The sequence below is a fragment of the Proteus sp. fly-1067 genome (assembly GCF_040139345.1).
GTDB lineage: Bacteria > Pseudomonadota > Gammaproteobacteria > Enterobacterales > Enterobacteriaceae > Proteus > Proteus vulgaris_B.
On sequence record NZ_JBEEUL010000015.1, the window covers coordinates 50,577 to 70,588 of the forward strand.

Below are 20,012 nucleotides of genomic sequence, written 5' to 3' on the forward strand. Positions count from 1 at the left end.
ATCCTAATACAACTTTATTATTAAGATTATTCTTTTTATTAATGGTAGAGATATCCCTGTCTTTCATTCTCTCATTTGTTCAATTATGATTATTCCTTTCTCCAGTTGCCATTTTGGCATTCTCATTTTGATATTTATTATTTTTAAATAAGGAATAAACTGTGTCTTACACTAACAAACCAGTACCTGAAGAAATTAAACGTTGGAACTGGGGTGCTTTCATGTTTAATATTATTTGGGGTTTTGGTAATAAATCCTATCTTCCATTATTAGTACTTGTTCCTTTACTTAATCTTGTTTGGCTCTTTGTCTGTGGTATTAAAGGAAATGAATGGGCTTGGAAAAATGGTGATTACGATTCTGTTGAAACCTTTATGAAAGTGCAAGAAACATGGAATAGAGCGGGATTTATTTACTTTATTATTAGCATCATTATGGCAGTTCTTTTCTTTATTTTCTTCTTCACCACCATGATGGCAATGATCGCAACTTCTGCATCATACGGTTATTAATTCAATATATTGAGTATTGAACTCTTAATGACAATAAACCCCATAATATCTATGGGGTTTATTTGTTTAAGCGACCAAAAACCGCATTTTTTATTTTCAGTAATATTAGAAACGTTTTACCACAGTAAATCGATAATCACGCCCTACACCTGAAACTGATTCACCTAAATAAGGGTAGTAATCACGGTTAAATAAATTTGCGACAGTAAAACGAACCTCAGTATTATCTATAAAAGAAGGTTCCCAATTCGCAAATAAACCGTGGATTGCATAGCCTTTACTTTTTGGTAATGACCAATAGGTAGCATCAGGATCGGCATCCATTGGTGAACGGCGTTGAGCACCAATAAAATCACCCGTCCATCCCATATTGACATTAATACTTGGTACTTTTACACCGAGGGTGGCATGTAAAGCATCAGGCTGGATCTCCGCAATCCATGTTTTTTGACCAAACCACGGATCACGCGGTGATTGGTCACGTTTTCCTTTCATTGTGGAATACGCTAAACGACCGAATACATTAGGGCTATCATAAAAGGCTTCAATTTCCAGTCCTTGTATATGATAGCCAGGTAAATTACGGTAGTTACCGATTGATGGTGGACAATTTCCATTATGTCCATCCACCTTTTGGCTTTCACAATAAACACCTCGACGACGGAAGATTTCGTCTTTACCACGAGTATCAAACAGTGTTGTTCTTAACTGTAGTTGATCTTCTTGTTGAATAACACTTTCAAAGTCTGCAATTGCGCCAATTCGTGTCGCTCTTACCGTTTCTTTATCTAGATGGCGGCTCGTGCCTGTTAAGCTAGAAATACTTCCCTGTACTTCATATTGCTCATCAATCAATGGTGCTCGCCATGTATAGGTTAAATCACCAAAGAATCTGAAATTCTTGTTCATTTTCCATAATAAACCTAAATGAGGTGTTGCCCCACTATAAGTTACATCAGAGTAATCATGACCATAATAGGGATCAGGATCTTGATAGGTAATAGCTCGGCTTCCCTTACCTTGATTTTTAACGATATCGTAACGAACACCCGGTGTTATCGTCAGATTTCTATAACTCATCGAGTCTTGAAGATAGAAACTGGTTGTCGTTTGCGTACCTTCTGGCATATAAGGAGGTGCATAATATCCATAGTTATAATTTGGATTTTTAGCTTTATCGCGTGTAAACATTAAGACATCGCGATCATTACGATGCCAACGTGTTCCCACTAATACCTTATGCTCTAAAGCACCTTGCATAACAGTGCTTTCATTTTTAATTTCAATTTGATGATTTCGATAATCTACCCAACTTTGATTTCCCATACTGCTACTAAAATAGGAGCTAGCTGTCTCTGGACGACTATCGTTTTGTTTGGTTTTTGAATAACCGTAAGTCAGTGTTAAATTAATTAAATCAGAATCAACTGGCTGAATATTCCATTTCACACTGAAGGTGTCATCTTTTTGGTCACGATAAACTAATTTACGTTTCATCGCTGCATCAAAGCCATATTTATCTACGTCAGCTTGGCTAGGTTTAGCTAATTCATCACGTTTAGCAGCCCAAGGTGTCCAGCCATCACTTTCTGATCGTGATGCTGATAACGTTAATGTTTGTGCTTCAGTTAGATAGATATTGGTTTTGATTAAAAAAGAATCTTGATCGGATTGTGAATAGCCAAATTTAGTTCCATCAGGTCGTCGTAAATCATCACTTTCACGACGGTTAAAATAGAATAACCCGTCTGCTTGCCCATCAAGTAATTTACCGTATACCGCACCACTATAACGATTTTGTCTATCATTCGTATGGTGACCATATTTTAAAAACATCCCAATATTCTGATCGGGTAATAATAAGTCATCAGGATCTTTGGTTTCAATTCTTACCGAACCACCAAATCCACCATTACCTTGAGTAATATTATGAGGGCCTTTATCAACATCAAGACGACGTATTAATTCGGGATCAATAAAAATTGAACCTTGGCGATATTTTTCAAAAGTTTTGGGTGTACCATCAAGTGTGATTTTAATATCTTCAGGATTACCCATCCCCCAGATATTTAATGTTTGGCCACCAGGTCTTGGTGAGCCAGATGATGAAATTCCCGGTAACTTATCCACCAGCTCTGCAATATTATTAGGCTGAATTCGGTCGATGTCTTTTAATGTCAGAACCGTACTTCCTGCATCAACACTCGAATTGAGTTCACCTGATACGTAGATAGGTTCAATAATAATTTTTTCACGCAATTTAGGTTGCGCTGGGCTCTCTGATTTTGTGGATACCGTTATTTCTGGTTTAACACTTTCAGCCGCATAGCTATTTAACGAAGTGAGTGAAGTCAATAATAATGCAATCGCTGATGATGAAAATGAAAATATCCCAATTCCCTGACGATAAACATCATTTTTTGCTAAGAAATGGATCATAATAGTAGTATCTTTTGTATGGTTATAAGTTTGATAGATGATTAGAGCTGTAGTTAACAGCGCCAATTATGATAATGATAATAATTATCATTATCTAGTTTTTTTGCACTTATCGCTCAATACAGATAACTACACTATTGATACATTCTTGTTGGATTTAAATCTTATCTAAAATAATATTTACAATAAATTAAACTAATTTCATTAGTTATTATCAGGTATTTAATATCCCTTATTTTCATTCCACTTATATCATTCTCTAATTGTAACTACGTATATATCACTAAAGAAAATTTAATCATTTTTGAAATAAAAAGAATAAAACAGATACGGAACAGTCTGATAATTACAATTTTGCGTCTCTAACTTTCTCTTTATTTTGAAAGCTAAATAATTATTAACTCAAGTAAATTTTAGGTATTTGTTTTATATTTAAATCGTAAATCAATTAAGCCATTGAAATAAAGATATTCAATGAGATAAAAATCAGCTAATAATAAAATTATATTATGAGGTAATATACGCACTTTTGAACACAAGGATGCGTCATGACAATTTATGACCTAAAACCCAAATTTCAATCTCTATTGCGCCCTTATGTAGAATGGTTATTCACAAAAGGGATCACTGCAAATCAGGTCACGCTTTCTGCCCTACTATTATCCATTGTCGTTGGTGGATTACTTTTGCTTTATCCTTATCCTCATTTATTTTTATTACTCCCTATTGTCCTCTTTTTTCGTATGGCGCTTAATGCTATCGATGGCATGCTGGCACGAGAACATAATCAAAAAAGTGCGCTTGGTGCAATATTAAATGAAGCCAGTGATGTTATTTCAGATATTGCGCTTTATCTCCCTTTTGCCTTTATTTTTCCACAAGCCTACTGGTGGATCATGCTGGCACTTTTTTTAATGATAATGACTGAGTTCTTAGGGGTTCTTGCCCAAACAATTGATGCTACTCGTCGTTATGATGGCCCAATGGGAAAAAGTGATAGAGCCTTTATTTTCGGTACTATAGCCTTTTTTATCGGATTATTCCCCTCGCTGACATCATCAGAAAACACGCATTATCTTTTTATTATTATTAATTTATTACTATTGTTGACTTGTTATCACCGAATTCATCGCGCACTAAAAGAAGCAACGATGACAGATAAAGATAAGGATACATCGTTATGAATCAACAACCGCAATATCAAACTCAAAGGAGTATGATTGAGTCTGAATTTACCACCAGCGATAAAACACCGTTGTATTATCGCCATTGGCCAGCTCAAATTACCACTGAGCCCAAAGCAATTATTTTATTTCATCGGGGTCACGAACACTCAGGCCGAGTTTCTCATCTAGTTGATGAATTAGATCTTCCTGATTTCTCAATGTTTGCTTGGGATGCTCGTGGGCATGGTAAGAATGAAGGTGCTCGCGGTTATAGCCCATCAATGGGAACATCAATAAAAGATATCGATGAGTTCGTCCGCTATGTTGCATCTAACTATAATATTCCGATGGAGAACATTCTTGTTGTTGGCCAAAGTGTAGGCGCTGTTTTAGTCTCAGGTTGGGTGCATGATTACGCGCCAAAAATTCGCGGTATGGTATTAGCTTCCCCTGCATTTAAAGTAAAATTATATGTTCCTTTTGCACGTACAGGCCTTGCCTTGATGCAAAAAATTTGCGGACTTTTTTATGTCAATTCCTATGTAAAAGCTAAATATTTAACTCATGATCAAAGCCGTATCGACTCTTTTAATCAAGACTCGCTAATCACTCGTCCTATTGCCGTTAATATTTTATTAGAACTTTATAAAACAGCCGATCGTGTAGTTGAAGATGCAAATGCCATTACCTTACCAACACAATTATTTATTTCGGGTAATGATCATGTTGTTCACGCAAAACCCCAGCATCTTTTCTATGAGCGTTTAAATACCTCTATAAAAGAAAAGCATGTTTTACCCGGTTTTTACCACGACACCTTGGGCGAGAAAGACAGAGCAATTCCCATCAATAAAATGCGTCACTTTATTGAAACGTTGTTTGCACAACCACTTTATCAACATGATTATCAAAATGAAGATATATGGAGCCATAGTGCTGATGTTTATCGTGCATTACAAACACCACTTCCTCAATTTTGCCCCAAAAGACTCTATTACAAAGTACTTAGTCGTTCGATGAGCACGTTAGGTAAAGCATCTGAAGGTGTAGCACTCGGTTACGATAAAGGTTTTGATTCTGGATCGACACTTGATTATGTCTATCGCAATCAACCACAAGGAAAAGGCTTATTTGGTCGTATCGTTGATAAACAGTATTTGAATAGTATTGGTTGGCAAGGTATTCGCCAACGTAAAATCAATATTGAAAATACAATTCGATACGCTATTCGCCAATTAACACAAAATAATATGCCAGTACATATTATGGATATTGCTGCGGGGCAAGGTCGCTATCTTTTTGATGCGGTTAATGACTATGGTAAAGTTGATTCAATTTTAATGCGTGACTATAGCCCGATTAACGTTGAACAAGGCCGAATTGCCATTAAAGAACGCCATTTAGAAGACAAAGTGCGTTTTGAAGAAGGTAACGCTTTTGATACCGAAAGCTTGAGTACTATATCACCTTCACCAACGTTAGGGATAGTAAGCGGACTTTATGAATTATTTCCTGAAAATCATCTACTAAAAGCATCTTTAAAAGGGTTATCACAAGCGATCCCAAGTGGAGGGTTACTGATTTACACCTGCCAACCTTGGCACCCTCAACTTGAAATGATTGCCCGTGTATTACCTAGCCACCAAGATGGTCAACCGTGGATCATGCGTTGTCGCAGTCAAGGTGAAATGGATGCATTAGTGGATGAAGCGGGTTTTGAAAAGCTCGATCAACAAATTGATCACTGGGGTATTTTTAGTGTATCGATAGCAAAACGTCGCTAATAAAGTACGCCATGGACAAATGAACTATCGCTATATGGCAACATATAGCGATAATTTTAAGCAAACTGCAAAAATAGAAAAACAATAAACAAAGAAAGGAATTTAGTATGGAGGGAACTCAACGCTCTCAAATAACATCATCAAGAAAAAGTATCTGGCTTGCTGGAATTGTATGGCTGTTATTTCTAGCCCCTTTTTTCTATTTAACTTATATGCAAGTCAATACTTACACTTCTACTTTATCTGATGTTCCTTCTTTTGTTTATTCGTGGGAAAACGCTATTCCCTTTTTACCGTGGACAATCATTCCTTATTGGAGTGTGAATATTGCCTATGGTATTTCTCTAATTATATGTACAACATTAAGAGAGCAATTTATACATGGATTACGTTTAATTGTTGCCTCTCTTATAGCCTGCTCAGGTTTTTTATTATTCCCTTTAAAATTTAGCTTTATTCGCCCAACAACAGAGGGATTTTCTGGTTGGTTATTTACTCAATTAGAAGGCTTCGATTTACCTTATAACCAAGCTCCTTCTTTACACATTATTTTATTGTGGATTATTTGGTTACGTTTCCGTGCCCATACGCCTAAATCGTGGCAATGGTTTTTAAATCTATGGTCATTGTTAATTGCTATTTCCGTACTCACAACATGGCAACATCATTTTATTGATATTATTACCGGCTTTGGTGTTGGCGTATTTATTTGCTATTTATTACCAATAAGTTCGCGTTGGAAATGGCATTTTACTGGCAGTAAACGCAGTTTACGTATTAGTAAAAACTATGCGTTATCTGCAATGGTGTTTTATCTATTATCTTTTGGTCTGCAAGGGTTCTTTTGGATCTTTCTATGGCCAGCAATTACATTAACTTTTGTGACTTTGGGCTATTTAGGCGCTGGTGCTTCTATTTTTCAAAAAAATACACAAGGTAAAATTCCACTTTCTGCACAGATAATCCTATTACCTTATCGCTTCTTTGCATGGTGTACTTATCGTTATTATTTAAAGCGGTGCCAAATACCGAGTTTAGTCACTGAAGGCATTTTATTAGGTGGGCGCCCTCTTTATGAAGTCGACGCTAATGCGGTATTTGATTTAACTTGTGAATGGCCAAGAAATAAGTTTAGTCAAAATAAGTTTTATTTAGCACAGCCTCAAATCGATTTATTGCCTTTATCTCCAGATGATATTAACAAAGCAATGTTATCAATGGAGCAACTAAATCAAGCGGGTACTGTTTATATTCATTGCAAGCTAGGCTATTCGCGTAGTGCTACCGTTGTTGTTGCTTGGTTGGTTTATAATGGCACAGTAGCAACGTTAGAAGATGCGATAAAAAAAGTCTCTCAAGCTCGTCCTCAAGTTATTTTAAATCCCGAAACACGAGAGGCACTACAAATTTGGTATTCACATTTTCAGCACATTAAATAACGAGACAACCATGTTAACAACTAAAACTAGCGGTAAAGTCATTATCTCTTTAACACAAAGTTGGCGTTATTTGCTGTTTTTATCGCTTTTTCCTTATTTGAGTACATGGCCTATATTTAGCCTCCACTTTCATCATCAACTGACTTTTTTTGTTGCTTCTTTTTTATTTTTATTTACCCAATACTTTCTTTTTCGTTTATGGCTTGATAGTCACTTTTTTCAAGCACTGTATCGCTATCAAGATGATGTTAGCTTTGATAAAAGCCTTTCTACACTATTTCCTAAACGCCCCCAAAAACAGACAATGGAAACCCGTTGGTTAGGGACTAAGCGTCTATTCTCTTTTGCAATAATTGGAATTTCAATTCAATGGATATGGTGTTTGGCAATGCTCTTTTTTACGCTTTTTAGTAATTAAAATGCTTAAGTGATAACTTTATTTAGCATATAAAACAATATGTTATAACAATTAAACATAAGGATTTATATCAAATTAATTGAATATTTCTATCACAGTAATTCTTTTCTCAAAAAAATGACTCATGTTACTATCATTTACCTTACAAATTATTTGTTATGAGTATTATGGAAAACACCGCACCACAAACGTCACTTAGTAAAGGCCTTATTTTGCTAATGGCCGTTGCTACAGGCATGGTTGTTGCCAGTAACTACTACGCACAACCTCTACTTGACTCTATCGCAAATTATTTTCATATATCAGCGACTTTAGCCGGATTTATTGTCACCACGGCGCAACTCAGTTATGCCGTAGGACTGATGTTATTAGTCCCTTTGGGCGATATTTTTGAACGCCGTTCACTCATTATTACCATGACATTAATTTCTGCCAGTGGGCTATTAATTACGGCGATGGCAACAAATATTTGGGTGATGTTAATAGGTACCGCACTCTCTGGTATGTTCTCTGTTGTCGCTCAAATTCTGGTTCCTTTTGCAGCCACTCTAGCCGCACCATACCAACGAGGAAAAGCCGTTGGCACGATTATGAGTGGCCTTTTGTTGGGTATTTTACTGGCTAGAACAGTGTCTGGGCTGATGGCGTCATTTACAAATTGGCAAGGTATTTTCTGGGTCGCTAGTGTTTTTCTAACAATCTTAGCTATTACGTTATGGCGTTGTTTACCCACGTATAAAAGTCAAACAGACTTAAATTACTTTCAGTTATTAGGTTCTATCTTCAAATTATTTGTTACAACCCCTGTACTTCGAACTCGTTCATTAATTGGAGCACTGATTTTTGCCCACTTTGGCTTATTGTGGACATCGATGGCCTTTTTGCTGGCAGCAGATCCGTTTAACTACTCTGATGCAGTTATTGGATTGTTTGGTCTTGTAGGTGCTGCGGGCGCATTAATGGCAGGAAAAGCAGGCGTATTAGTCGATAAAGGGAAAGGCAAGAAAACCACCACAATAGGGTTAATTATCCTCTTTCTGTCTTGGGGTTTTATTATTATCGCGCCTTATTATCACTGGGTTGGGCTCATCAGCTTTATTATTGGCGTTGTCCTGCTAGACTTAGCTGTTCAGGGTGTACATGTCACGAATCAAAGCACCATTTATCGTATTTTACCTGATGCTAGAAACCGCCTAACTGCAGCATATATGACAAGCTATTTTATTGGTGGGGCATTAGGCTCTTTATTATCAGGTTATGCCTATCATCAATATGGGTGGATGGGCGTTTCTATTGCTGGACTGGCCATTGGCATTATCGGTCTTATTGTTTGGTTATTAGGTTATAAAAATGATCCAATAATCCATGCTGAATAATTTTTAGACCCAAGGATGGGTTATATTATTCCTACAATCCCACTCTAATCAGAATAAAATGTGAATGTTTTAACAGCGTGATTACTATTGATGTATATCATCATCCCATTCTTTATTAAGAAAATTATATCAATCTTATCAATAAAGCACTGTATAAATAATTTCAACTAGGTATTATCTATATAGTAACCATTGGTGATTAAAATAAATTTATTACGTGTTTTATCGTAAAAAACGATCCGTTTTTTCGCAAATAGACTACTATTCATTGTCAGATAAGTGATAAATTGATTTTATTAACTTATTGCAAAGAGATAAGTACCTATCCTTTTTTTTGTGTTATCATTCAAAAAATTTATGAATCAGGTAACATAATCAAAAAAACATAGTGACTATAAATAATAAAAATTGCTAAATTGTGTGTTTAATATACCATTTAACATGTTGATAACAGCATTATCCTAATTTTCGAAACTAACAAGGTGTCTAAAAATGGAAAGCTCATTTACGCCAACAGAAGAATTACTAAACACTCGCGCTACACAACAGAAATCGCTTAACAAAGATATCCCTTATCAAGAAATTTTGTTAACTCGCCTTTCTATGCATGTTCAAAGCAAACTTCTTGAAAGTCGTAATAATATGTTGAAGTCTCAGGGTATTAACGAGACGTTATTTATGGCACTAATGATTTTAGATACGACAGAAAATCGAAGTATTCAACCTTCAGAGCTAAGTGCTGCACTGGGCTCTTCAAGAACAAATGCAACACGTATTGCTGATGAACTTGAAAAACAAGGTTGGATTGAGCGCCGTGAAAGTCATAATGACCGTCGTTGTTTGCATCTTCACTTAACAGATGCTGGTGAAGAATTTTTAAATAGCTTGTTACCTCCACAGCATCAATGTTTAAAACAAATCTGGTCTATTTTAGATCAACAGGAACAAAAACAGCTTGAAACGCTAATGCGTAAGTTGTTATTACAACTGGATACTTTGGCTGAAAAAGGGTGTGAATAAGCCATATAATAAATAGTTTTATTGATCTAATCCTATTTACGCCATAAATCGGCAAACATACTTACCCATTAGCATTTATAATTTACCTTCACGCTAATAATTATTCTAAGATTGACTTTATAATTATGTTTCCAGTTTCAATACTGGAAACATATCTAATGATGTTTTTCTGGTTTTATGGAGATCTTCTAAATGAGTGTTAATGAGGAAAATACCCCCCCTCAGGCTCCCATTCGCAATAAAAAACGAACTCGCCGAAATGTTCTACTGTTGCTAACTATTCTATTTATTTTTGCTGGGGTGGCTTACGCCGCTTATTGGTTTATTGTGTTAAGACATCATGAAACAACTGATAATGCTTATGTCACAGGCAATCAAATCATGATTATGCCGCAAATTTCTGGTTCTGTTACCACCGTTTATGTTGATAACACCGATTTTGTGAAAGCGGGTGACCCTTTAGTTTTATTAGATTCAAGTGATGAAAAACTGGCTTTAGAAAAAGCAAAAACCGCATTAGCGAATAGTGTTCGTCAAATGCATCAACAAATCATTAATGGTCGCCAATTAAAAGCAAACATCGTTTTGCGCGAAACCGAGCTGACTAAATTACAAAATGACCTTCGCCGCCGTGAAGTTTTAGGCGAACGCAATGTGATTGGTAAAGAAGAACTTCAACACGCCAGAGAAGCTGTTTCCACTGCAAGGGCTGCTTTAGAAGTTGCTAAAGAACAATACAATGCTAATCAAGCGATTATCTTAAATACACCAATTACACAGCAACCTTCTGTTTTACAAGCATCAACCGATGTTCGTAATGCATGGCTCGCTTTAGAACGCACTAAAATTTTAAGTCCAACAGATGGTTATGTTTCACGTCGTAGCGTTCAAGTAGGTGCACAAGTCGCACCGGGTAAACCTTTAATGGCTATTGTTCCCGTAACAGGTATGTGGATTGATGCCAATTTTAAAGAAACCCAGCTCGCTAATATGCGTATCGGCCAACCAGCAAAAATCACAACTGACTTTTATGGTAAAAAAGTGATTTATCATGGCACTGTATTAGGTTTAGATATGGGAACCGGAAGTGCTTTTTCATTATTACCAGCTCAAAATGCTAGTGGTAACTGGATAAAAGTTGTTCAGCGCTTACCTGTTCGTATTTCGTTAGATGAAAAAGAATTAGCAGAAAAACCACTGCGTATTGGTCTTTCTTCTGAAGTTACCGTTGATACGATTAACCTCGATGGAAAAGTATTATCACACAGCGAACGCCAAGTACCTGCGTATCATACTGATGCATTAACTATTGATATGTCAGCGATTAATGAACTGATCAATGAAATTATTGAACAGAATGCGGGACAATAAAGGCGAGGTGTAAAGGTGATTAAAGAGCCATTACAAGGAGGAAAACTTGCCTTAATGACCATCGCCCTTGCGTTGGCTACCTTTATGCAAGTTCTCGATTCTACAATCGCTAACGTTGCTATTCCAACAATTGCAGGAAACTTAGGTGCCTCTAACTCACAAGGTACTTGGGTTATTACCTCTTTTGGTGTAGCAAATGCTATTTCTATCCCAATTACAGGTTGGTTAGCAAAACGCATTGGTGAAGTTCGACTCTTTATGTGGTCAACGGCACTTTTTGCATTAACATCTTGGCTTTGTGGTATTTCACAAAGTCTTGAAATGCTGATTTTCTTTCGTGTGCTTCAAGGGTTGGTCGCTGGGCCACTAATTCCTTTATCACAAAGTTTATTATTGAATAACTATCCACCAGCTAAGCGAAATATGGCACTTGCGCTATGGTCAGTGACCATTGTTGTAGCGCCAATTTTAGGCCCCATTTTAGGTGGCTATATTAGTGATAACTACCATTGGGGATGGATATTCTTTATTAACGTTCCATTTGGTGTGTTGATTATTATGTGTATATCAAACACCTTAGCTGGGCGAGAAACAAAAACCGAAATTAAACCAATTGATACCATTGGTCTTGTTTTGCTTGTTGTTGGTATAGGTGCTTTACAAATCATGCTCGATCAAGGTAAAGAGCTTGATTGGTTTAACTCAACAGAAATTATTGTACTCACCATTGTGGCGGTTGTTGCCCTTAGCTTTTTAATTGTGTGGGAGCTTACAGACGATCATCCAGTAATAGATCTTTCACTCTTTAAAAGTCGAAACTTTACCATTGGGTGTGTCACACTCAGCCTCGCTTATATGATCTATTTCGGTACCATCGTTTTACTGCCACTGCTTTTACAAGAAGTCTTTGGCTATACAGCAACATGGGCGGGATTAGCATCAGCATCGGTAGGTTTATTGCCTTTAATTATCACACCGATTATAGGTAAGTTTGGTGGTAAAGTGGATTTACGCTATATCATCAGCTTTAGCTTTATTATGTTTTCTGTGTGTTTTTATTGGCGAGCTTATACCTTCGAACCAGGAATGGATTTTGCCACTGTGGCATGGCCTCAATTCTGGCAAGGTTTAGCGGTTGCGTGTTTCTTTATGCCATTAACAACAATGACATTATCTGGGTTACCCCCAGAAAAAATGGCATCAGCATCAAGTCTTTCGAATTTCTTAAGAACATTAGCAGGGGCAATTGGTGCATCGTTAACTACTACAATTTGGACACAAAGAGAATCACTTCACCATGAAACCTTTGTAGAAAAAATTAATCCACTTGATCCTGATTCACAAATGGCATTCCAGCAAATGAATGATCTTGGTCTTTCAAATGAACAAGCATCTGCCTATTTAGCGAAAACCATTACAGAACAAGGATTAATTATTTCAGCCAATGAGATTTTCTGGTTAGCAGCGGGCATTTTCCTTATCATGATGATTGTGGTTTGGTTTGCTAAACCACCATTCTCTCCAGGAAAATAATGCGATTCATGTAGAGCTTATATATAAAAAAACCGCTTAAATCACAATGACTAAGCGGTTTTTTATCATTCTTTATTTAAAACCATAAAGCAATTAGCCTTGGTGCTGACGCCACCATTCTGCTAATAATACACCTGAAGCTACAGAAACATTTAAGCTCTCTACGTGTCCTGTTCCGCCGATGTAAATACTCATATCACCTTGATTTAAAGTGCTTTCACTTAAGCCATCTTTCTCTTGACCTAGGATAAGCACCATTTTTGCTGGTAATTGTGCTTTTGATAATGGCACACTGCCTTTATGACTTGATGTTGCCACCAGCGTATAACCCGCTTTTTTAAATTTATCTAAAGTTTGAGCAAAGTTATCAGCATCAATACCTTGGATATATTCAGCACCACCTTCTGCGGTACGAACAGCCGCACCAGATTCTAATACAGCAGAATCAGGAGAGATAACCCCTTTTACGCCAAAGTGCGCGCAACTACGCATAATTGCACCTACGTTATGTGGATTACCTACATCTTCCAGTGCTAATACACAATCACTCTCAGGCGCATCTTTCAGGTAAGTTTCTGCATCATGACCAACACGCTTTTTAATTAAGAAGCATACGCCACCATGGTGATCGGTACGGGCGGCTTTGACCATCTCTTCTTCTTCAACAACGTGATAGGCCTTGCGATTTGCAGCCATCCATTTTAATGCATCACGAAAACGTGGCGTAACATCTTGTAAAAACCAAGCTCGAACAATCGCATCAGGACGGTTTTTAAACATTGCCTGACAGGCATTTTCACCATAAATACGCGTTTCTTCTAAGCGCTGACGACGAAGTTGTTCAGGATCGATTTGGCTCTTACCAGTAATGCCATCGTGCTCTTTTATTGCCTCTTCACCAGCAGGGCGAGAAACGGTTTTCCATGGAGAAAAACCTCCGCCTTCGCTATCGCGAGAAGGCTTTGATTCATTACGTGATGCGCCACGCCCTGAAGGCTTACCTGCACCGCGGTCATCACGACGAGAAAATTTGTTATCACCACGTCTGTTATCGCGATTTTTATCGTCACGGCTATCACCGCGTCTGTTATCACGATTTTTGTCGTCACGGTTATCACCGCGTCTGTTGTCACGACTGTCACCACGACCATTTTCAGGACGACGGGATGGTTTTTTAGGTTTATTATCGGCATTGTCCTCACTACGGACATACATCACTTTTACTTTGCCGTTTTTACCTTCATAAGAATCGTTCATTTGTCTCTCCAACTGCAATAGGGGCGCAGATTACATGATAGTTTAGCAACTGTCACCGAGAGAATCACGCATAGGAATCGATAAACTAATCAGGATCAATTGATAATTAAATTCATCATAGATATAACCAATATATCAATATGATTTTTATGAAAAAAAAGTGCTGAATAGTTTGTTTGTTTTTAACATGATAAAATCCATTTCTTTTTTATTAGTGTTGGTTTATTTGCTATGCATGACAATGCAGTCTCTCGACTTCGTCAATATCGACTTTCAGTTTCAACCCGTCCTTTTAAAGCCAGAGGATTTCGAATAAAACGCTGTGGCTTCTGCTTATTACCTGAAAAGCAGTGCCTTTGTGGTACAATTGTCAGCCAACCAGCAAAAAGCCAATTTTGTTTATTGATGTATGATACCGAAGTGATGAAGCCAAGTAATACAGGGAAATTAATTGCCGATGTATTACCAGACACGCAGGCTTTTTTATGGTCCCGTACTACTCCTGAGCCGGCCTTGCTTGATCTCATCAATACACCGGATAAGCAAGCTTATGTTGTCTTCCCTGAAAGCTATGCTTCAAGTGAACGTGTTGTATACAACCAGCTTCCTATTAATAGCAAACCCCCTCTGTTTATCCTTTTAGATGGAACATGGAGTGAAGCTCGTAAAATGTTTCGTAAAAGCCCTTACCTCGATTCATTGCCTATTTTTTCACTTAATGAAGCCAGTAAATGTGATTACGTTCTTCGCCAAGCCACAAGAGAAGATCAACATTGTACTGCTGAAGTAGCTGCGTCTATTTTAGAAAATGTGGGTGATATAAGTGCATCACAACAACTCTTTTCTCATTTTAGTTACTTTCGTCAACAATATTTAATCGGAAAACCAGACCGCCGTCAGGCAAAAGAAGAGTAAATCAGCTACATTGAATAAAAGTTGATAATCAAACTCTGGAGTGGATATGAGCCAACGAGGTCTTGAAGCACTATTGCGTCCTAAATCTATTGCGGTAATTGGTGCCTCTGAAAAATTAGGTCGTGCAGGAACCACTATGATGAAAAATCTACTCAGTGGTGGATTTAACGGCCCTGTATTCCCAATTAATCCCTCTCGTGGCTCTGTCTCTGGTGTTTTTACTTATCCGTCTATTGATAAATTACCCCAAGTTCCTGATCTAGCAATTATCTGTACCCATCATCACCGTAATCTTGAGTTGCTAAAACAATTAGGTGAATCAGGCTGTAAGGCTGTTATTGTCCTTTCAGCACAGCCTGAACAGTTCCAGACAATAAAGTTACTCTGCCAGCAATATCATGTCCGTTTACTAGGCCCCAATAGTCTGGGTCTTTTAGCACCGTGGCAAGGGCTAAATGCCAGTTTTTCACCTCTCCCTGTTAAAAAAGGAAAACTCGCATTTATTTCACAGTCAGCGGCTGTTGCCAATACTATTTTAGATTGGGCTTATTATCGTAATATTGGGTTTTCTTACTTTATTGCCTTAGGGGATAACCAAGACATACAAGTCGATGACTTACTGGATTTTCTAGCAAGAGACAGTAAAACTAGTGCTATTTTATTACATTTAGAGCATATTAAAGATGCTCGCCGTTTTATGTCTGCCTCTCGAAGTGCTTCACGCAATAAACCTATTTTGGTCATAAAAAGTGGTCGTACCCAAAAAGCCCAGCTGTTATTAGGTGATACACCAAGTTATGACATCGCTTATGATGCTGCATTTCAACGCGCAGGTTTATTACGCGTACAAGATACTCATGAAATGTTTTCTGCTGTTGAAACTCTTAGCTATATGACGCCCCTAAAAGGCGAAAAATTGATGATTATGAGCAATGGCTCTGCACCTGCTGCCATGGCGATAGATGAGCTATTTTTGCATTCAGGAAAGCTGGCAAAACTGACAGATGAAACAACGCAAAAACTACAAAGTGTTATTCAAGAAAAAAGCACCATCCGCAATCCATTAAACTTAGGTGATGATACAACTGTTGAACGCTATATTGCGACGCTTAATTGCTTATTAGATAGTCATGATCATGATGCTTTATTACTTATTCATACCCCAAGTGCTATAGCACCCAGTATTGAAACAGCACAACGCGTCATAGCAGCAATTAATCAGCATCCTAGACGAAAATGGCTCACCGTTTTTACTAACTGGGGCGGAGAATATTCATCTCAGCAATCACGTAAATTATTTAGTGAAGCCGGTATTCCTACTTATCGCACCCCAGAAGGCGCTGTTACTGCATTTATGCATATGGTGGAATATCGTCGGAATCAAAAACAATTAAAAGAAACCCCCGCATTGCCTTTAGATATCAAAATGAATACGCAACAAGCGCATCATTGTATTGAAGAAGCATTACAGAATAAGCAGTATCGATTAGATACACACCAAGTCCAGCCTATTATGGAAGCTTATGGTTTCAATACACTGCCTACCTGGATTGCTCATAATGCACAAGAAGCCGTCAATATAGCAGAAAAAATTGGCTATCCTGTTGCACTAAAATTGCGTTCTCCTGATATTCCTCATAAATCTGAAGTTCAAGGTGTCATGCTTTACCTACGTGACAGCACTGAAGTTTCATCAGCGGCCCATGCCATTATTGAACGAGTAACAGAACTCTATCCTCAGGCTAAAATTCAGGGTTTGTTAGTGCAAAGTATGGCAAATCGAGCAGGCTCTCAAGAACTGCGAGTGGCAATAGAGCAAGATCCTATTTTTGGCCCATTAATTCTATTGGGTGAAGGGGGAGTTGAGTGGCAAATTGAAACTAAGGCTGCCGTTGCATTACCGCCTCTGAACATGGCACTTGCTCGTTATCTGGTAATTAATGCAATTAAAAGTGGAAAAATACAGCCAAGAAGTGCTTTACAACCTCTAAATATTTTAAGCTTAAGTCATTTTTTGGTACAGGTTTCTCATCTACTTTTAGATTGTCCGCAAATTGTTAGGCTAGATATTCACCCATTACTGGCTTCTGGCAATGATTTTACATTATTAGATGTTGCAATGGAGTTATCTCCACTGCAAGGTGATCCCCACCAAAGACTCTCTATTCGCCCTTATCCTAATGAATTAGAAGAAACATTTTATCTAAGAGATAGTAATCCTTGTTTTATTCGCCCTATTTTACCTGAGGACGAACCTCTACTAAAAACATTTATTAACCAAGTGACAAAAGAAGATCTTTACTATCGTTATTTTAGTGAGATAAGTGAGTTTACTCATGACGATCTCGCGAATATGACTCAAATTGATTACGATCGAGAAATGGCATTTGTCGCAATTCGAAATCCAGAAGATCAACCTGAAATCATTGGTGTCGCACGCGCAATGGCAGATCCGGATAATCAACATGCCGAATTTGCTATCCTTGTGCGATCTGATTTAAAAGGAAATACTCTAGGTCATCAACTTATGACTAAACTTATCAACTATACTAGAGTACACGGTATTAAACGTTTAACCGCAATAACCATGCCTGAAAATCGCAATATGATAAGTTTAGCGAAAAAATTAGGTTTTTCGGTTGAAGTTCAGTTTGATGAAGGAATAGTGAATCTTGACTTGCTTCTTTGATCCTCAAAAGATGTGTAAGTACGATAATCATAAGAGAAAGTTTTGTTATGTGATTATTCACGCAACCTTTGATAAATTAGCTATATATGATGATTTTATGCGTACATCCCATATAACTAATGTTATGATCAGAAGATCGGTTAAAGAAAATCTACATGGACGATGGCTCCATCTGCCATCATAAACAAGAGAACTAAGCACTGTGATGTTGTCTAAACTAAAACTTGCTAAGCATCAACAACACCTTGCACAACTGCCTAAATTAGCTCAGTCAGTTGCTGATGTTGAAACGCTTTATCAGACGTCCGCGTTTCGCAGCACCTTATTGAAATATATTGCTCAAGCAAAAAAAGAGATCTTTATTACAGCTCTTTATTTAGAGCACGATGAGGCTGGTGAAGAGATCCTTGATGCGCTTTACACCGCAAAACAACAACGTCCTGAATTATCCATTACCGTTATTGTTGACTGGCACCGTGCTCAACGTGGGCGTATTGGTGTCTCGGCTGATGCGACAAATGCAGATTGGTATTACCATGTTGCACAGCAACATCCTGGTATAGAGCTCCCTATCTATGGGCTCCCTGTTAATACTCGTGAAGCGCTAGGTGTATTACACCTAAAAGGTTTTATCTTTGATGATACGGTTATTTATAGTGGTGCAAGCATTAATAATGTGTATTTGCATAAGCTAGATAAATATCGCTATGACCGATATCACATTATTCAAAATAGTGAATTAGCGACCACAATGAAACAGTTTATTGTGGGTGATCTTCTACAATCTGAAGCTATTCAACGTCTTGATATTAAAGATAGGGTTCGTTGTGCCGAAATAAAAAATTGCATACGTCAATTTCGTTTTAATTTACGCACGCGTGATGGCTATGATATTAAATCCAATGCTTCTAATCATGAATTAGCAGTAACACCTTTAGTAGGTTTAGGTAAGAAAAATATCTTAAATAAGACTATTTCTCACCTAATGGCTTCTACAGAAGAAAAATTGGTTATTTGCACACCTTATTTTAATTTACCTGCGATCCTTGTTCGTCAAATCAGCCATTTATTAAGAAATGGCAAACAAGTCGAAATTATTATTGGTGATAAAACGGCAAATGACTTTTATATTCCACCTGAAGAGCCATTTAAAATTATTGGTGCCCTGCCTTATCTCTATGAGATCAATCTGCGTAAATTTACCCAGCGTTTCCAACGATTTATTGATAATGACCAATTAACAGTAAGACTCTGGAAAGACAGTGATAACACTTATCACTTAAAAGGTATGTGGGTCGATGATAATTGGCAGTTAATTACAGGTAATAATCTAAACCCTCGTGCATGGGGATTAGATTTAGAAAACGCGATATTGATTCATGATCCTAAACATGAATTACATGAACAACGACATAAAGAGTTAGCGTGTATTCGTCAACACACAATCGTTGTGAAACACTATCAAGATCTAGAAAGCATTAAGCTTTACCCACTAAAAGTGAAAAAGTTGATCAAACGGTTACGACGTATTCGTGTTGATAGATTAATCAGTCGTATACTTTAATCAACGCTTCATTTGATAAGCCTTGCTAAATAACAGCAAGGCTTTTTTGTTTGATAAAATTTTTTCTTAAATCATCCCTTATCTTTAATAATCCTCTATATTAAAAACACGCTTATCAATGAAAAGACTTTTATTTTTTATGAAACTAAAGCTTAAGTATCACTCTCTAATTATTTTATTATCAATAATGATTTTAAATGGGTGCCAGTCATTTCATTTTGCCAATGATAATTGGAAAGGCAAAGATAAAGCTCAGCATTTTTTATTTTCAATGGCAGCATCTGCTGGTGCAAATGCGTATGCAGACCATCAAAATTATGGTTATAGAGAGGGATTATTAATTGGGCTCTCAGTTTCTATTAGTTTAGGTGCAGCAAAGGAGCTTTATGATAGTCGCCCAGATGGTACAGGCTGGAGCTGGCATGATTTCGCTTATGATGTTGCAGGGGCGGCGGCAGGTTCATTGCTTTATCAGCAATTAAAGTAACACAAAATAGTGTTCATAATAGAACAACTATTCTGTATTTCT

Annotated in this window: 15 protein-coding genes; 13 read left to right on the forward strand and 2 right to left on the reverse strand. The window is 37.3% G+C overall.

Annotated features, from left to right (window positions below; translation table 11 throughout):
* Nucleotides 1–161 precede the first annotated feature (161 nt).
* A complete protein-coding gene (locus ABN217_RS16755; RefSeq protein ID WP_196553458.1) occupies nt 162–512 on the forward strand; it encodes a ribonuclease G in 351 nt (116 codons plus the stop codon).
* A 105-nt stretch (nt 513–617) separates the two neighbouring features.
* Here ABN217_RS16755 and ABN217_RS16760 read toward each other — a convergent pair whose 3' ends face one another.
* Nucleotides 618–2,951, reverse strand: a complete 2,334-nt coding sequence (locus tag ABN217_RS16760) for a TonB-dependent hemoglobin/transferrin/lactoferrin family receptor (protein WP_349459645.1) — start codon at nt 2,949–2,951, stop codon at nt 618–620.
* A 548-nt stretch (nt 2,952–3,499) separates the two neighbouring features.
* Here ABN217_RS16760 and ABN217_RS16765 point away from each other — a divergent pair.
* The 8 genes from ABN217_RS16765 (at nt 3,500) to emrB (ending at nt 13,058) form a co-directional block, all read left to right on the forward strand.
* Nucleotides 3,500–4,135 (forward strand): CDP-alcohol phosphatidyltransferase family protein, encoded by a 636-nt coding sequence (locus ABN217_RS16765; RefSeq protein WP_197269446.1) that lies wholly within the window; start codon nt 3,500–3,502, stop codon nt 4,133–4,135.
* On the forward strand, nt 4,132–5,901 hold the full coding sequence (locus ABN217_RS16770) for a bifunctional alpha/beta hydrolase/class I SAM-dependent methyltransferase (RefSeq protein ID WP_340895522.1): 1,770 nt from the start codon (nt 4,132–4,134) through the stop codon (nt 5,899–5,901). The genes ABN217_RS16765 and ABN217_RS16770 overlap by 4 nt, the downstream gene beginning before the upstream one ends.
* A gap of 107 nt (nt 5,902–6,008) precedes the next feature.
* Nucleotides 6,009–7,340, forward strand: coding sequence for a phosphatase PAP2/dual specificity phosphatase family protein (locus ABN217_RS16775; protein WP_349459646.1), 1,332 nt, complete (start codon nt 6,009–6,011; stop codon nt 7,338–7,340).
* Between the two features lie 10 nt (nt 7,341–7,350).
* Entirely contained in the window at nt 7,351–7,758 is a 408-nt protein-coding gene (locus ABN217_RS16780) for a hypothetical protein (protein ID WP_196553463.1), read from the forward strand.
* A gap of 167 nt (nt 7,759–7,925) precedes the next feature.
* Nucleotides 7,926–9,134: an MFS transporter gene (locus tag ABN217_RS16785; RefSeq protein ID WP_349459647.1), complete on the forward strand. Its 1,209-nt coding sequence runs from the start codon at nt 7,926–7,928 to the stop codon at nt 9,132–9,134.
* A 492-nt stretch (nt 9,135–9,626) separates the two neighbouring features.
* Nucleotides 9,627–10,154: a transcriptional repressor MprA gene (gene mprA, locus ABN217_RS16790; RefSeq protein ID WP_072070267.1), complete on the forward strand. Its 528-nt coding sequence runs from the start codon at nt 9,627–9,629 to the stop codon at nt 10,152–10,154.
* A 192-nt stretch (nt 10,155–10,346) separates the two neighbouring features.
* Nucleotides 10,347–11,525: a multidrug efflux MFS transporter periplasmic adaptor subunit EmrA gene (gene emrA / locus ABN217_RS16795; RefSeq protein ID WP_349441604.1), complete on the forward strand. Its 1,179-nt coding sequence runs from the start codon at nt 10,347–10,349 to the stop codon at nt 11,523–11,525.
* Nucleotides 11,526–11,540: 15 nt separating this feature from the next.
* On the forward strand, nt 11,541–13,058 hold the full coding sequence (emrB, locus tag ABN217_RS16800; protein WP_072070269.1) for a multidrug efflux MFS transporter permease subunit EmrB: 1,518 nt from the start codon (nt 11,541–11,543) through the stop codon (nt 13,056–13,058).
* 93 nt (nt 13,059–13,151) lie between these two features.
* On the opposite strand, the gene ABN217_RS16805 is transcribed toward emrB, so the two are convergent.
* On the reverse strand, nt 13,152–14,315 hold the full coding sequence (locus ABN217_RS16805) for a tRNA/rRNA methyltransferase (protein ID WP_340895512.1): 1,164 nt from the start codon (nt 14,313–14,315) through the stop codon (nt 13,152–13,154).
* Between the two features lie 231 nt (nt 14,316–14,546).
* On the opposite strand from ABN217_RS16805, the gene ABN217_RS16810 reads away from it, so the two are divergent.
* From ABN217_RS16810 to ABN217_RS16825, 4 genes are all read left to right on the forward strand, one after another.
* Nucleotides 14,547–15,230: a tRNA-uridine aminocarboxypropyltransferase gene (locus ABN217_RS16810; protein WP_349459648.1), complete on the forward strand. Its 684-nt coding sequence runs from the start codon at nt 14,547–14,549 to the stop codon at nt 15,228–15,230.
* 46 nt (nt 15,231–15,276) lie between these two features.
* On the forward strand, nt 15,277–17,919 hold the full coding sequence (locus tag ABN217_RS16815; protein ID WP_349439790.1) for a bifunctional acetate--CoA ligase family protein/GNAT family N-acetyltransferase: 2,643 nt from the start codon (nt 15,277–15,279) through the stop codon (nt 17,917–17,919).
* A gap of 205 nt (nt 17,920–18,124) precedes the next feature.
* The gene (gene pssA / locus ABN217_RS16820; protein ID WP_196553496.1) at nt 18,125–19,483 is read left to right on the forward strand and encodes a CDP-diacylglycerol--serine O-phosphatidyltransferase; all 1,359 of its coding nucleotides are present in this window, start codon (nt 18,125–18,127) and stop codon (nt 19,481–19,483) included.
* A 139-nt stretch (nt 19,484–19,622) separates the two neighbouring features.
* Nucleotides 19,623–19,970, forward strand: a complete 348-nt coding sequence (locus tag ABN217_RS16825; RefSeq protein ID WP_196553468.1) for a YfiM family lipoprotein — start codon at nt 19,623–19,625, stop codon at nt 19,968–19,970.
* Nucleotides 19,971–20,012: the final 42 nt, after the last annotated feature.

Excerpts from the sequence above, each read along its gene's own strand:
- ABN217_RS16760 (WP_349459645.1), bottom strand. The coding sequence starts at position 2,951 with ATGATCCATTTCTTAGCAAAAAATGATGTTTATCGTCAGGGAATTGGG.
- ABN217_RS16765 (WP_197269446.1), top strand. The coding sequence starts at position 3,500 with ATGACAATTTATGACCTAAAACCCAAATTTCAATCTCTATTGCGCCCT.
- ABN217_RS16770 (WP_340895522.1), top strand. The coding sequence starts at position 4,132 with ATGAATCAACAACCGCAATATCAAACTCAAAGGAGTATGATTGAGTCT.
- ABN217_RS16775 (WP_349459646.1), top strand. The coding sequence starts at position 6,009 with ATGGAGGGAACTCAACGCTCTCAAATAACATCATCAAGAAAAAGTATC.
- ABN217_RS16780 (WP_196553463.1), top strand. The coding sequence starts at position 7,351 with ATGTTAACAACTAAAACTAGCGGTAAAGTCATTATCTCTTTAACACAA.
- ABN217_RS16785 (WP_349459647.1), top strand. The coding sequence starts at position 7,926 with ATGGAAAACACCGCACCACAAACGTCACTTAGTAAAGGCCTTATTTTG.
- mprA (WP_072070267.1), top strand. The coding sequence starts at position 9,627 with ATGGAAAGCTCATTTACGCCAACAGAAGAATTACTAAACACTCGCGCT.
- emrA (WP_349441604.1), top strand. The coding sequence starts at position 10,347 with ATGAGTGTTAATGAGGAAAATACCCCCCCTCAGGCTCCCATTCGCAAT.
- ABN217_RS16805 (WP_340895512.1), bottom strand. The coding sequence starts at position 14,315 with ATGAACGATTCTTATGAAGGTAAAAACGGCAAAGTAAAAGTGATGTAT.
- ABN217_RS16810 (WP_349459648.1), top strand. The coding sequence starts at position 14,547 with ATGCATGACAATGCAGTCTCTCGACTTCGTCAATATCGACTTTCAGTT.
- ABN217_RS16815 (WP_349439790.1), top strand. The coding sequence starts at position 15,277 with ATGAGCCAACGAGGTCTTGAAGCACTATTGCGTCCTAAATCTATTGCG.
- pssA (WP_196553496.1), top strand. The coding sequence starts at position 18,125 with ATGTTGTCTAAACTAAAACTTGCTAAGCATCAACAACACCTTGCACAA.
- ABN217_RS16825 (WP_196553468.1), top strand. The coding sequence starts at position 19,623 with ATGAAACTAAAGCTTAAGTATCACTCTCTAATTATTTTATTATCAATA.